13 protein-coding genes are annotated in these 14,108 nt (G+C 64.0%); 7 read left to right on the forward strand and 6 right to left on the reverse strand.

Annotated elements, in window-relative coordinates:
* Positions 1-181 precede the first annotated feature (181 nt).
* The 3 genes from CDQ91_RS17465 to CDQ91_RS17475 are packed head-to-tail and all read right to left on the reverse strand — an operon-like array spanning position 182 to position 3,206.
* Complete coding sequence (locus CDQ91_RS17465; RefSeq protein WP_088473984.1) at positions 182-1,189, reverse strand: cytochrome d ubiquinol oxidase subunit II; 1,008 nt, start codon at positions 1,187-1,189, stop codon at positions 182-184.
* Entirely contained in the window at positions 1,186-2,571 is a 1,386-nt protein-coding gene (locus CDQ91_RS17470; RefSeq protein ID WP_088473985.1) for a cytochrome ubiquinol oxidase subunit I, read from the reverse strand. The genes CDQ91_RS17465 and CDQ91_RS17470 overlap by 4 nt, the downstream gene beginning before the upstream one ends.
* Positions 2,572-2,573: 2 nt before the next feature.
* On the reverse strand, positions 2,574-3,206 hold the full coding sequence (locus CDQ91_RS17475; RefSeq protein ID WP_088473986.1) for a GbsR/MarR family transcriptional regulator: 633 nt from the start codon (positions 3,204-3,206) through the stop codon (positions 2,574-2,576).
* Between the two features lie 196 nt (positions 3,207-3,402).
* Here CDQ91_RS17475 and typA point away from each other — a divergent pair, with 196 nt between their 5' ends.
* From typA to CDQ91_RS17490, 3 genes are all read left to right on the forward strand, one after another.
* Positions 3,403-5,232, forward strand: coding sequence for a translational GTPase TypA (gene typA, locus CDQ91_RS17480; protein ID WP_088473987.1), 1,830 nt, complete (start codon positions 3,403-3,405; stop codon positions 5,230-5,232).
* 124 nt (positions 5,233-5,356) lie between these two features.
* Positions 5,357-5,851: a hemerythrin domain-containing protein gene (locus tag CDQ91_RS17485; RefSeq protein WP_158213718.1), complete on the forward strand. Its 495-nt coding sequence runs from the start codon at positions 5,357-5,359 to the stop codon at positions 5,849-5,851.
* Positions 5,848-6,360 carry a MaoC family dehydratase gene (locus CDQ91_RS17490; RefSeq protein WP_237246032.1) on the forward strand — a complete coding sequence of 171 codons (513 nt, stop codon included), beginning with the start codon at positions 5,848-5,850 and terminating at the stop codon, positions 6,358-6,360. The genes CDQ91_RS17485 and CDQ91_RS17490 overlap by 4 nt, the downstream gene beginning before the upstream one ends.
* 38 nt (positions 6,361-6,398) lie before the next feature.
* On the opposite strand, the gene CDQ91_RS17495 is transcribed toward CDQ91_RS17490, so the two are convergent.
* Both CDQ91_RS17495 and CDQ91_RS17500 read right to left on the reverse strand, forming a co-directional pair.
* A complete protein-coding gene (locus tag CDQ91_RS17495; protein ID WP_088473989.1) occupies positions 6,399-6,818 on the reverse strand; it encodes a nuclear transport factor 2 family protein in 420 nt (139 codons plus the stop codon).
* 12 nt (positions 6,819-6,830) lie between these two features.
* On the reverse strand, positions 6,831-7,739 hold the full coding sequence (locus CDQ91_RS17500) for an NAD-dependent epimerase/dehydratase family protein (RefSeq protein ID WP_088473990.1): 909 nt from the start codon (positions 7,737-7,739) through the stop codon (positions 6,831-6,833).
* A 103-nt stretch (positions 7,740-7,842) separates the two neighbouring features.
* Between CDQ91_RS17500 and CDQ91_RS17505 the strand changes: the two genes are divergently transcribed.
* Both CDQ91_RS17505 and CDQ91_RS17510 read left to right on the forward strand, forming a co-directional pair.
* Complete coding sequence (locus CDQ91_RS17505) at positions 7,843-8,220, forward strand: winged helix-turn-helix transcriptional regulator (protein ID WP_237246033.1); 378 nt, start codon at positions 7,843-7,845, stop codon at positions 8,218-8,220.
* Positions 8,221-8,415: 195 nt separating this feature from the next.
* Positions 8,416-9,486, forward strand: coding sequence for a hypothetical protein (locus tag CDQ91_RS17510; RefSeq protein ID WP_088473992.1), 1,071 nt, complete (start codon positions 8,416-8,418; stop codon positions 9,484-9,486).
* A gap of 5 nt (positions 9,487-9,491) precedes the next feature.
* On the opposite strand, the gene CDQ91_RS17515 is transcribed toward CDQ91_RS17510, so the two are convergent.
* Positions 9,492-11,843, reverse strand: a complete 2,352-nt coding sequence (locus tag CDQ91_RS17515) for a TonB-dependent receptor domain-containing protein (protein ID WP_088474091.1) — start codon at positions 11,841-11,843, stop codon at positions 9,492-9,494.
* A 142-nt stretch (positions 11,844-11,985) separates the two neighbouring features.
* On the opposite strand from CDQ91_RS17515, the gene CDQ91_RS17520 reads away from it, so the two are divergent.
* Both CDQ91_RS17520 and CDQ91_RS17525 read left to right on the forward strand, forming a co-directional pair.
* Positions 11,986-12,729 carry a response regulator gene (locus CDQ91_RS17520; protein WP_237246038.1) on the forward strand — a complete coding sequence of 248 codons (744 nt, stop codon included), beginning with the start codon at positions 11,986-11,988 and terminating at the stop codon, positions 12,727-12,729.
* A 23-nt stretch (positions 12,730-12,752) separates the two neighbouring features.
* On the forward strand, positions 12,753-14,108 hold the full coding sequence (locus CDQ91_RS17525; RefSeq protein ID WP_144036815.1) for an ATP-binding protein: 1,356 nt from the start codon (positions 12,753-12,755) through the stop codon (positions 14,106-14,108).

Genomic DNA, 14,108 nt, shown 5'->3' on the forward strand with positions numbered 1-14,108 from the left:
TTCGCGATATCCAGACCGATTATGCTAACTTCCGACACGGACGCCTCCTCTAGTGGTGTGACAACACCTCCACTATGGCACATCGATGCCGCCGGGGGGCGTCCACCCCATCACCCCAAAGCGGACATCCATCCTCTGCCCGGTGATCCAATCCGCCGCAGAGAAGGCTAGCTCACCCGCCTCAATCATAGCTGAGATGCGTCGCCTTCCCCCGGAAGATCCAGTGCGCGAGGATCGAATAACCCAGGATCACCGGCAACACGAACACCGCACCGGCAAGGATGATCATCAGCGATTCAGGGCTCGCCGCCGCCTGCCAGATGTCGAGCCGGTCGGCGATCAGATAGGGGTAGAAGCTATAGGCGATGCCCACGAAACCGAGCGCGAACAGCACGCCTGCGGTTGCGAGCGGTACCCATGACAGCTCGTCCTTCGCGCGTAGCGGGCGGCGCAGGAAGATGGCGAGGCCGATGAACAGGGTCGCGGCGGCGATCGGGATCGGCAGCAGCGCGATAATCTCGGGCAGGCGGAACCAGCGTTCGAAGATGCGCTCCGACAGCATCGGGGTCGCGATCGAGATGATCGCCATTGCGAGCGCGGTCAGCCAGAGCGTGACTTCGGCCCAGCGCACCGCGCGCTTTTGCAGCTCGCCCTCGACCTTGTAGATCAGCCAGCACGCGCCGACGAAGAGATAGCCCGCGACAAGGCCGAGCGCGGCGAGCAGGCAGAAGAGCACCGAGGCGAGGCTCTGGTCGAACCCCAGCACATAGGCGCCGAGCATATAGCCCTGACACAGCGCGGTGATCAGCGAGCCATAGAAAAAAGCGCTGTCCCAGCGATGCTTCTGTTCGGGCGGCGCCTTGGCGCGGAATTCGAAGCTGACCCCGCGCAGGATCAGCGCGACGAGCATCAACACGACGGGCAGGTAAAGCTGGGTCAGGATCAGCCCGTGCGCGACGGGAAAGGCGACGAGCAGCAATCCGATGCCTAGCACCAGCCACGTCTCATTGGCATCCCAAAAGGGGCCGATCGAGGCGACCATCAGGTCGCGATTCTCGTCCTTCTCCAGCCGCGTCAGCATCCCGACACCGAGGTCATAACCGTCGAGGATGACGTAGAGCAGGATCGACAGGCCCATCAGCCCGGCGAAGATCACGGGCAGCCACCAGGCGTCGAAAAAGGGGGTCATGACTTTACCTCCAGCGCTTCGGCCGGGCCTTCGCCGCCGCCGGGAAGGGGGAACATCGGCTTGGCCTCGGGCGCCGCCTTGCCTAGTTTCGCGAGACGGTACAGCACCGCGATATAGGCGGCGAGCAGCACGACATAGACTATGAGGTAGAGCGCGAGCGAGCTGGCGACCATTCCCGCGCCAACCGGCCCGACGGCGTCGGCGGTCTTGAGGACGCCGGTGACGAGCCACGGCTGGCGGCCGATTTCGGTGACATACCAACCCGCGAGCGTTGCTAGCCAGCCCGAGAAGGTCATCGCGACCAGCGCGCGGGCGAGCCAGCGCGGCAGCGCATCAACCCCGCGCCGTCCGATCGTCCAGCTTGCGGCCCATGACGTGAGCAGCATCAGCATCCCGATCCCGACCATGATGCGGAAGCCCCAGAACAGCGGGCCGACCGGCGGATGATTGCCCTCATAATCATTGAGCCCGGGGACGACGCCCGCGGCCTCATGCTTCAGGATCAGGCTGGCGCCCGAGGGGACGGCGATTTCCAGATGATTGGTGCGCGCCTTTTCGTCGGGGATGGCAAAGAGGACGAGCGGGACATGGCTGCGCGTTTCCCAATTCGCCTCCATCGCCGCGACCTTTTGCGGCTGATGCTCGAGCGTGTTGAGCCCGTGCATGTCGCCGACGAAAATCTGCACCGGGATCAGCAGCGCGGCGGCATAGACGGCGGCCTTTAATGTGCGCCGCACGCCTTCGCCGCCGCCATCCTTTAGCCAGCGCCATGCGCTCATTCCGGCGATCAGGAAGGAGACGGTGAGCGCCGAGGCGAGCAGCATGTGCATCAGCCGGTATGGCATCGACGGGTTGAAGATGATCGCCCACCAGTCGGTCGCATGGACGATGCCGTCGCGCAGCTCAAAACCCGCGGGGGTCTGCATCCAGCTGTTGAGCGCGATGATCCAGAAGGCCGACAGGGTCGTGCCGCCCGCGACGAGGCAGGTCGCCATGGTGTGGACCCAATTGGGGACGCGGCGGAAACCGAAGAGCATGATGCCGAGGAACACGGCTTCGAGGAAGAAGGCGGTGAGTACCTCATAGGCGAGCAGCGGCCCGGCGACATTGCCGACGCGTTCCATATAGCCCGGCCAGTTGGTGCCGAACTGGAAGCTCATCGTGATGCCCGAGACGACCCCCATCGCGAAGCTCAGCGCGAAAATCTTCACCCACAGGCGATAGGCGTCCATCCACGCGTCGTTGCCGGTGCGATTATAGGCGAGCTTGAATCCGAGCAGCGCCCAGCCGAGCGCGATGGTGATCGTCGGAAACAAGATGTGGAAACTGATGTTCGCGGCAAATTGAATGCGCGCGAGGATCAACGGGTCGAACGCGTCCATGTCTACCGCCCCCTGTCTGACAGAAAGTCGCTGTCGGCCTGGGCGCCGCTCCGCCCAAGTATTCGATCCTTGAACTCCAATGCCTTTACCACATGCGACCCCAAACGCAAAAGCTGGAGCAGGCGTTCATTGTCGAGTCTCCGCATTTCGGCATACCAGTCGGTGAGTAGTTCGATTTGTTCGTGCATCGCCGCGATGCGTTCTTGCGCATGTTGATCGGCGGGGTCGTGTGCGGGTTCGATCAGCAGCCCGCGCAGCATCGACAGCGTCGGGTCGATTTCTCGCTTCTTGCGCTCCTCGACCAGCGTGCGGAAGATCGCCCACACGTCGCGCGGCGTCTCATAATAGTCGCGGCGGTCGCCGGGCAGATGGCGGAGCTGGACGAGGTTCCAGCTGGCGAGTTCCTTGAGGCCCATCGACACGCTGCCGCGCGACAGGCTCAGCGCTTCGCTGATTTCCTCGGCGTGGCGCGGCACTTCGGCGAGGAAGAGCATCGCGTAAATCTGCCCGACGGTGCGGTTGATCCCCCAGCGACTCCCCATCTCGCCGAAATGCAGGACGAACGCCTGCGCAAGCGGGGAGAGCCGGAACGGCGAAGATGGAGAGAGCGCTGGGGAATCAGGGGATATATTCATGGCGCATCGATACGCTTTCATTTCTAAAGTTTCAATAATTATTGAAACTTGTGACGGGTTGCCCTGGGCAATGTGGACGAAGATTGACAAATTGCGTGAGCCCGGCAATTTTGTTGCGCCGCAGCACCTCTTCTGTTAGGGGCGCGGCGTTTCGCGGCGCCCTGCGCGCTGCCCCCTTCATCAAGGCCACATCCGCATGTCTTTGCGCAATATCGCCATCATCGCGCACGTCGATCATGGCAAGACCACCCTCGTCGATCAGCTTTTCCGCCAGTCGGGCACCTTCCGCGACAACCAGCGCGTTGAAGAACGCTCGATGGATTCGGGCGATCTGGAAAAAGAGCGCGGGATTACCATTCTGGCCAAATGCACCAGTGTCGAGTGGGGCGAAGGCGCCGACCTGACGCGGATCAATATCGTCGACACCCCGGGCCACGCCGATTTCGGCGGTGAGGTCGAGCGTATCCTGAGCATGGTCGATGGCGTTATCCTGCTCGTCGATGCCGCCGAAGGCCCGATGCCGCAGACCAAATTCGTGACCGGCAAGGCGCTCGCGCTGGGCCTGAAGCCGATCGTCGTCGTCAACAAGATCGACCGCAGCGACGCGCGCGCCGCCGAAGTGCTCGACGAAGTGTTCGAACTGTTCCTGACGCTCGAAGCCAATGACGAACAGCTTGATTTCCCGATCCTTTATGCCTCGGGCCGCGGCGGTTACGCCTCGGAAGACCCCGAAGCGCGCGAAGGCACGCTCGAACCTTTGTTCAAGACGATCGTGTCGCACGTCCCGACCCCGGGCCTGCCCGAGGATGGTCCCTTCACCTTCCTCGCGACCCTGCTCGACCGCGACAATTTCATCGGTCGCATATTGACCGGCCGCGTCCAGTCGGGGACGATCAAGGTCAACCAGCCGATCCACGCGATCGACATGGACGGCAAGGTGATCGAGACCGGCCGCGCGTCGAAGCTGCTGGCATTCCGCGGGCTTGAGCGTGTTCCCGTCGAGGAAGCCAAGGCGGGTGACATCGTCGCGATCGCGGGCCTCGCGCTTGCGACCGTCGCCAACACCATCGCCGACACGAGCGTCACCGAGCCGATCGCCGCGCAGCCGATCGATCCGCCGACGCTGTCGATGCGCTTTGCCGTGAACGATTCGCCGATGGCGGGCCGCGAAGGCAGCAAGGTTACGAGCCGCATGATCCGCGATCGCCTGACGCGCGAAGCCGAAACCAATGTCGCGATCCGCATCACCGAAAGCGCCGACAAGGACAGCTTTGAAGTCGCGGGCCGCGGCGAGCTTCAGCTCGGCGTGCTCATCGAAACGATGCGCCGCGAAGGCTTCGAACTCGGGATCAGCCGCCCGCGCGTGCTTTTCGGTGAAGACGAAAACGGTAAGCGTACCGAGCCTTATGAAACCGTCGTCATCGACGTCGACGACGAACATAGCGGCACGGTTGTCGAGAAGATGCAGATCCGCAAGGCCGACCTGACCGACATGCGTCCGTCTGGCGGCGGCAAGACCCGCATCACCTTCAGCGGTCCGTCGCGCGGCCTGATCGGCTATCATGGCGAATTCCTGTCCGACACGCGCGGCACCGGGATCATGAACCGTCTGTTCGAGAAGTACGGCCCGCACAAAGGCCCGATCGAAGGCCGCAAAAATGGCGTTTTGATCTCGAACGGCAATGGCGAAGCCGTTGCTTATGCCCTCGGCCCGCTCGAAGAGCGCGGCATCCTGTTCGTCTCGCCCGGTGAGGCGCTGTACGAAGGGATGATCATCGGCGAAAATGCAAAGCCCGACGACCTCGAAGTCAACCCGATGAAGTCGAAGCAGCTCACCAACTTTCGTTCGACCGGCAAGGATGACGCGATCCGCCTCACCCCGCCGCGCCGCATGACGCTGGAACAGGCGATCGCCTATATCGACGATGATGAAATGGTCGAAGTGACGCCGAAGAATATCCGCATCCGCAAGGCGATCCTCGACCCGAACGAGCGCAAGAAAGCCTCGCGCAAGAAAGCGGCCTGACCAAGCGCGCCAGGGCTCCGGCCCTGGCGCCTTTCCCCGGCGCGGTTTGGCCTGACCGCCTGGTTCAATCTTTCTTCACATCGCCGCGATACGCCTGTGCCCATCAGCGATGGAGGGAGCGGCAATGACGATGCGTGCAGAAATCGAGCGACTGACGAGCGAGCATAGCCGGCTGCTCGCCTTGGCTGCCTCATTGGGACGCCATCTGAACGGGTCATTCCCGACCGATCGCGCGGCGCTCGATGATTTCCATGGCGCGCGCACCCAATTGCGCAACCAGCTGATCGCCCATCTGAAGCGCGAGGATTGGGTGCTTTACCCCTCGATGCTCGCCAGCGACGATCGGCAACTGGCCATCACGGCGCAGAATTTCGCCGACGAAATGGGCCATATTTCCGAAGCGTTCAGCAATTATAGCCGTCAATGGCTGCCCGATGCGATCGCCGCCGACTGGCCAGGCTATTGCGCCGCGACCAAGGGCATATTGGGCGCGCTGGCCGAGCGGATCGAGCGCGAGGATGGCGAGCTTTATCCGCTGGCCTCGACCGTCGAGGCGGTCGATGCCGCTGTGCTTGGCATGGCGCAGGTAACGGTTTCCTTCGGCGCATCGGCCGCATGACCGGCACACCGATGTTGCCTGAGGTTTACACGCGCCACCGGCTGGTGCCCGCTAAGGGTTTTGCCGACCTGAGGGTTGGCGATCTCTATCCGCTCCCGTCGCGGACGCTCGGCGACGCGAATTTCGTGGCCTTTCAGGCGGTGAGCCTCGACAATCATCCGATCCATTATGACGGGGAATATTGCCGCGCGCTCGGGTTTCCGGGGCCGCTGGCGCACGGGCTTCAGATCCTCTGCTTCACCGCCGCCGGCGCGGGCACCTTTCCGCACGAAATCGGCACCGCGCTGATCGGCATGATCGAGGTGCGCGCGCGCATCCTGAAAAGCGTCTTTCCCGGCGACACGCTGTACCCGCTCCTCGAAATCACCGAACTCAAGCCGCAGCGCACGACCGGCCTCGTCACGATGCGCGCGAGCGTGACCAACCAGCATGGCGATACGGTACTCGACGGCGAGCATGTCTATCTGCTTCGGCTGGAAGCGGACGCTACGAGCGACGCGAGCGGTTAGCCGGAGGCTATCGCCCTCCGATCCCCGCCAAGCCCCCCTCAGAGCGCGCGTCTCTCCTCCCAATCGAGGAGCAATTTGCGATCGCAGAAACGCCACACCCCATCCTCGCGGCGCCATTGGTCCTGATAGCGGATCGCCCAGCTCAGCGATTCCTTACGTCCATCCTGCTGGCTGATATGGTCCGCCGTGCAATAGGTCTCGCCGAGCGCGGTATCGCCGGTAATGGTGACGGTCTGATTGTGGATGCGATGTTGGGTCGCCGTGTACATGGTCGCCAGCACGTCCAGACTGGTAAGCACCGCATCGCGGCCGGAGAGCGTAAATCCCGGCCCTTCCAAAACGCAGTCATCGGTTAAGATGTCTGCCCACAGCTTTTTGTCGCGGCGATCCGCACCCTGCGCGTAAAGCTCGGCCGTTTGCCGCAGCGCGGCCTGATCGATCACCTGCTGAATGGTCATGTCCGTCACCTCCTATGCCTTTGTGCGATATTGGGAGACGATCTCATCGACCGTTCGCGCAATGTCATTCCGGCGATAGCCCAGCAGCGCGGCCTCGGCGGGATCGGGTTCGTAAAAAATGCTATTGCCCCGCCCGGCCAGAAGTGCCGCGTCGGGAAGCATCGGATGCTCCTGGTCGATGATCGGTGGCGCGTCCTTTCCGGCCGCCCGGAAGAAATGACCGAAATAATCCTGATAGGTCAGATTCTCGTCCCCAACGAGATAGGCGACATCCGATTGCCCATGCTCCAGGGCTCCGGCGATCGCTTCGGAAAGCGATTGCGCCGAGATGAAATTGACACCGCCGGGGGGAGCGAATGCGGGCATCGGTGCAAAAAGCCCTTCGGCATAGCGCGTATAGGCTTCGAACATCGGAACGACGAGGCCGGGCACGCTGCCCACAACAAAGGGCGCATTGACGCTCATCACCCGGAACTCGGGCGACGCCAGCGCGCGAGCACCGTCATCCGACATTTTTCGAGACCGCGCATAGGAGCTGGACGGCAGCACATCGGGAGCGGCCTGGGGATAGAAGCTGCCGACATTGACGGCATGGCGAATCCCGGCATCGCGCGCCGCCGCGAAGAAGCGCGGCACCCCTTTCGCATTGGCGCGCACCCAATGGGCATCTGCATCCTCGTCGGCTGGCACATGGCGGACATCATTACCGGCGGCAAAGACGAGGGCATCGAAACCGCTCAGCTCCTCCCGGGTAAAATCATTGGCGACATAGTCACCGGCGAGAAAGGGCAGCTCTGCGAGCGCCGACCCTGCGGCGGCTGGCTTCCGCGCCGCGATGGTCAGATCGTGACCGAGCGATTGCAGATGCAATGCGGCATGTCCGCCAATCATTCCCGTCCCGCCGACAACGAGGATTTTCATCCATTTTCTCCTGAGATTGCATGAGCCTTAAAGGCCTGTATGCTTCTGTGAGATCTTATGTCGCCATTCGCAATCAGGCACCTGAAAGTGCTGTAGGAACCCAATGGAAACCACCATGTCATCTACTATGGAAGCCTATCCGAAACTCACGATCGAGATCATGGGGCTCGTCGCGGATAAATGGTCCTTGCTGACGGTGTACATACTTGGCGAAGGAACATTGCGATTCTCGGAATTGCGCCGCCGCGCCGTACCGATCAGCCAAAAAATGCTCACACAAACGCTGCGCGTGCTGGAACGGCATGGGCTGGTGGTGCGGCGCGTCCTTCCGACGGCGCCTCCACAGGTTGAGTATTCGCTCTCACCGCTCGGCCGCAGTTTTCTGTCCGCCGCCAGCGTCATTTGCGCATGGACGCGTGATAATCTGGCGGAAGTGGACGCCGCCAGGCAACGATTCGATCAGGAACGATCGGCGGCTTAGGGTCAGGACGCATTGATTGTCACCGTCAGAAGGTGATGGTCGCGGCGAAATCGACATTCATCAAAATAGAACAAACCATAAACAAATCGCTTTCCTACAAAATCTCCGGCTGACATATTCTGTCTGGTTTGGCCGCGGTCCCGGCTTCGCTCGTCATGGGCGGTACGGCGCGCCGCTGGAGCAGGAGGGCAGGATATGCAGAACCGGATACCCGTGGCGCCCGAGGGGCGGGCGCCGCTTCCCGAATTCGAGCCGGTGCCGCGCAAATTTCGTCATGACGGGTGGACGCCCGAACGGCAGCGGGCGTTTATCGCCGCGCTTGCCGATACCGGATCGGTCAGCCGCGCTGCCGCGATGGTCAATATGGCGCAGACGAACTGCTATACGCTGCGGCGCGCACCGGGGGCGGAGAGTTTCCGGCGGGCGTGGGAGGCGGCGCTCGATTTCGGGCTGGCGCGGCTGAAGGATGTGGCGTTCGAACGCGCGATCGACGGCTATCTGGAGCCGGTGTTCGTGGCGGGCAAGCTGATGGGGTTCCGGCGGCGGCACAATGACGCCCTGTTGATGTTCTGCCTGCGCCATTACGGGCAGGATGCGGGCGGCAAGCGCACGACGATCAACTATTTTTCGACCCGCGCGGGCGCGGTGAGCGGCGTCGGGGAGGGCGGCGCGGCGGCGGCGGCCGAGGCGTCGACGACGACGGTGCGGACGGTGATCCATGGCGATGGCGGAATGGGCGACGGCGGAACCGGCGGGGCGGGACCGGGCGCGCGGCAGGACGGCGCAGCGGGAGTGCTGGAGGGCTTCGGTGGGGCGACGCTCGACGCGCAGGCGGTGGCGGAGATTGACGCGGCGCTGCTGGCGCTTGCCGAACGGCGGCGCGACATCGATGCGGCGATCGCCGGGGGCGGCGCCGAGGGGATCGCGGTGCAGATCGATGATGTCGATACGCCGCTGGTGCGGCTGGACGAGCGCGATGCGCCCTATTGGGGGCCGCTGCAACTCGGCGAGGGGTTGTCCGATGCCGAGCCGGGGCTGCGCATGGCGGGCGAGGCGGACTGGGTGCAGGCGGGGGCCGCGATTCCCGAGGTTTATCGCGAATGGATCGAGGCGGCCGAGGCGCGCGGCGAGGCGACGCCGGCGTTGCCGCTGGATGCGGTGGTGCCGGGTGCTGTCGCCGAGGTGAAGAAGCGGCCGCCGCGCCAGCGCGCCGCGAAGGACGCGGGGGACGACCAGGGGGGCGGAGCGCCAAGCCCCGGCCCCTGACCGGATCAGAAGCGTGCGTTGACGCTGACCCAATAGCTGCGCGCCTTATCCTTGTTGTTGTAATGATCGATGTAGGTCGGGGTGTAGGCGCCGTTCACCGGATCGCCGAAGTCGACGTCATAGGCGCGGAAATCCTGATCGAGCAGATTGTTGACCCGGCCGCTGAGCGTCAGATGGTCGTTCAGGCGATATTGGGCGCCGAAGTTCACCACGGTGTAGCTGTTGTAATAGAGATGGTCGCCATTGGTCGCGACGCCGCGATAGCGCCGCGAGCGATGCTCGGCCGAAAGCTGCGTCGACAGTCCGTCGAGCGGTTCCCAGTCGATCGTCACATTGGCCATATGCTTGGCCGACTGGGTGAGCGGCTGGCCCTTCGACGTGCCGGTCAACTGCTTGCTGTCGGTATAGGTATAGTTGGCGCGGAGCGAGAGGCCGTCGAAAAATTCGTAGCGGCCGGCGACTTCGGCGCCCTTGATCCGCGCCTTGTCGATGTTGAACGGGATGCTGATCGAGCTCCCGAGCCCGAGGACCGTCCAGTAATCGCCAAGGTTGGCGCAGGGACGCACGAAGTTGGTGACGGCGCACGGCCGGACGAGCGTCGTGTCGATCTTGTCCTTGAACTTGTTGTGGAACAGGGTGACGTTGAAGCCGCTGGCGGCGGTCGGGTTCCAGTAAAGCGCGACCTCGCTGTTGACGCTGGTTTCGGGCTTGAGGTCGGGGTTGCCGATGAAGGGGCTGGTGCCCTGACCGCCGAAGCCGCGGATGCCGTCGTAAAGATCGGTGGTCTTGGGGGTCTTGTATCCCGTGCTGACGCCGCCCTTGACCGTCAGGGTCGGGGTGATGCTGTAATTGGCGTAAAGGCGCGGGCTAAAGTGGCCGCCGAAGAGGTTGTGATCGTCGTAGCGGACGCCGCCGGTGATCGAAAAGCCCTCGAACGGCGTCCAGTTGTCCTCGGCGAACAGCGACCAGATCTTGTGGTCCTGCACCGCCTTGATGCCGCCGACCGCGGCTTCGAGCCCGAACACGCCGTCGTCGAGCGTGCCGTCGATATACTGGCCGCCGATCACGAAATTGTGGCGGCCGGCGAGGTCGACGGGAATGTCGATGCGGCCATCGAGCGTATATTGTGCGCTTTCAAGCGTGCGGAGCGGACGCGGCAGGAAGGTCTGCTCGGCCAGCGCGCGGCGTGCGGCGGTCGGCATGCCGGCATAGGCACCCGTCCCGCTGAACATCTGTTGCAGGAGCTGCCGTTCGGCGACCGAGAAGGGCATGGTGCGGCCCTTGTTGTTCGTCTCGATATAGGCGAACGACAGGAAGCTGCGCGCAAAGCCCCAGTCGCCATGGTGCGTCGCGGCCCAGCTCAGGCGGTCGAAGACCTGATTTTCGGTATAGCCGACGCGCGGCTGCACCACGCCGCCGCTGGCGCGCCAGATGCTTTCGATGCCGTCGAGCGTACCGAGCGGATAGGTGATTACCCCGGTGTCGGGGTCGACGATCGGCGTGTTGTCATAGGCCTGCTTCGAATAATCGATGTCGAAGGTGAAGCTGTGGTCGGGCGAGGGCGTGAAATTGATCGAGCCGCCATAGCTGCGGTTGGTGTTCTGCACCGTCTTGCCCCCGCCGCCGAAGCCGAGGCCGCGGACGTGCGACACGCCGGCGGGATCGACGACCGGCGCGAAGTCGGGTTCCGACGGATAGCGCTTGTAATAGGATCCGCGCAGTTTCACGCCGATGAGGCCGGGCACGATGGGGCCGCTGACGGCGGCGTCGAAGGTCATGTCGTCGCCGAAGTCACTGTCTTCCTGGATGCTGCGACCGAAGGTCGCCGATCCGCTCCAGCGGTCGAGGACCTTTTTGGTGATGATGTTGATCACGCCGCCGAGCGCGTCGGCGCCATAGAGCGTCGATGCGGGGCCGCGGATGACTTCGATGCGTTCGATCGTATCGAGCGGCGGAATATGGTTGAACTGGTTGCCGCCGAAGCTGTTCGGATAGATGTCGCCATGGTTGTTCTGGCGCCGGCCGTCGATCATGATGAGCGTATAGTCGGACCCCATGCCGCGAATGCTGATCGTCCGCTGCCCCGTCTTGTCCGAAGTCTCGCCGACATCGACGCCCTCGATGTCGCGCACCGCGTCGATCAGCGTGATATACGGACGCTGGCGCAGCTCCTCGGCGGTGACCACGGTGATGCTGGCGGGCGCATCGGTGATCTTCTGTTCATAGCCTGCGGCGGTGACGACGATGTCGCTGCCCGGCGCGTCGTCCACGGTTGCGGCGGCGGGCGTGGCGAGAAAGGCCGCGATGGCGGCGGCGCTGGCGCCGCGCGCGGCGGGCGAAAGAATCGACTTGATCATGAGATACCCCCGATAATGCGAATAATTATCATTTGACATTTGCGGGGCGAACTGGTGCGGACGGGGCGCCGGGTCAATCGCGAAGATGCTAACGCAGCGCGGGAGCAATATTTTGTTACAAACGGCCGTCATCGATCAAGCAGTGCCGGGGCCGATCCCGCGCGCGCCCGCGATCCCGCACCATATCGTCGTGGTCGACGATGATGCCGGGGTGCGGACGCTGCTCGCGCGCATCCTGCGCGAGTGCGGATATGACGTGACGGGGGCGGCCGACGGTGCCGAGCTCGCAACAACGCTGGGCGAGCGAAAGATCGACCTGATCCTGCTCGACATCATGCTGCCCGGCGAGAATGGGCTCGATCTGTGCCGGACGATCCGGGCGCGCAGTCGCGTACCGATCATCATGATCAGCGCGCGCGGGCAGGAAAGCGACCGGGTTGCGGGGCTCGACCTGGGGGCGGACGATTATATCGCCAAGCCGTTCGGGCGGTCGGAGGTGCTGGCGCGGGTGCGCGCGGTGCTGCGGCGGGCGCATGACGTCCATGTCCCGCTCGACATTCCGGCGCCCGAGCGCTTCGATTTCGCGGGCTGGAATTATCATGCGCGGCGCCGCGAGCTGATTGCGCCGTCGGGGGCCGAAGTCGAGCTGACCGCCGCCGAGCATGAATTGCTGCTCGCGCTCGTGCGTTATCCACAACGGATGATCGGGCGCGATCGCCTGCTCGAACTGGCGCGCAGTCGCGTGGGGTCGTCGACCGACCGCAGCGTCGACGTGCTGATCAGCCGCCTGCGCCGCAAGCTCGGCGATGGCCGCAAGTCGCGGCCGCTGATTCGCACCGTGCGCGGGGTCGGCTATATGTTCGCCGCCGATGTGACCGTCGCCTGAGCATGGGGCTTGCGCGGCTGGGCATGGTCGGACGGATCGCGCTGGTGCTGGTCTGCGCCGTCGCGCTCGAATTTCTGGGCAATGTCGCGCTGCACCGCTGGCAGGAACGCGAGCTGGTTCCGGCCGAGCAGGTGCAGCGGATTGCCACGCGGCTGGTCGAGGGCGAGCGCGTGGCGCTGGCCAGTATTCCGCGCGATCGCGAACGACTGATGCATGATCTGACGGGTGACGGCGCCGCGCTCAACTGGGTGCCGCGGACGGTGATCACCGATTTCAGCCCGGCGTTCGCGCAATTGTCGGCGATGCGCGCGCGACTGGTCGAGGCGGAGCCGACGCTGGCGAAGCGCGAATTGCGGCTGACTTTGATGCCATCGACCGATGCGGGCGCGCGCGATCTGGTCGGGGCGCTGCGGCTGGCCGACGGGTCCTATATCAGCTTTCGCGTCAGCCCCTATCTGGGCGCGCCGCCGCATCCGGCGACCGTTGTGCTTCTCCATATGCTGTTGATGGCGACCGTGCTCGGGATCGCGTTGCTGATGATCCACCGGCTGGTGCGCCCGTTGCGCAAGCTCGCCGAAGCGGCCGACGCCACCGGGATGCGCGTAGCGGGGGTGTTCGAAGCGGAAGGGCCGCCCGAAGTGCAAAGGGTCGCGACGGCCTTTGCCGCGATGCAGACGCGATTGGTGAAGGCGTTGGAGGATCAGGCCCACGCGCTCGTCGCTGTCTCGCATGATTTGCGCACGCCGATCCAGCGGCTGCGCCTGCGTGCGTCGATGATCGCGGACCGCGAAGCGCAGGATGCGATCGCCGCCGACCTCAGCGAGATGGAGCATTTCATCGACGCGACGCTCGATTATGTGCGCAGCGGCGAGGATGAGCAGGCGCGGTTGATCGACCTTGCCGCGCTCGTCGCGACCCTCGCCGACAGCGCCGCCGATATGGGCGACGACATTGCCTGTCATGGGCCCGACGAATGTCTCGTCACGGCGCGGCCGCTGGCGATCAAGCGGATTCTGGGCAATCTGATCGACAATGCGCGCCGCCATGCAGGGCGTATCGTGGTGACGCTCGACGATGCGGAGGCGGATTATATTGTCGTGACGGTCGAGGATGATGGCCCCGGTATCGCCGCCGAACAACGCGCCGAGGCGTTATTGCCGTTCCGCCGTCTCGATAGCGCGCGGGGAAGCCGTGCGGGTGGCGCAGGATTGGGGCTGGCGACCGCGCTCAAGACGGCACGCGCGATGGGCGGCGATCTGGTGCTGGAGGACAGCGAGCTTGGCGGACTGGCGGTCCGGCTGATCCTGCCGCGAGCGATTGCTGCCAATCCGGTGACGACCGCGATTTTACCCTCTTTTCACCATCCGCAGCTAACCTAA

The organism is Sphingopyxis witflariensis (assembly GCF_002205635.1).
In the GTDB taxonomy this organism is placed as follows: domain Bacteria; phylum Pseudomonadota; class Alphaproteobacteria; order Sphingomonadales; family Sphingomonadaceae; genus Sphingopyxis; species Sphingopyxis witflariensis.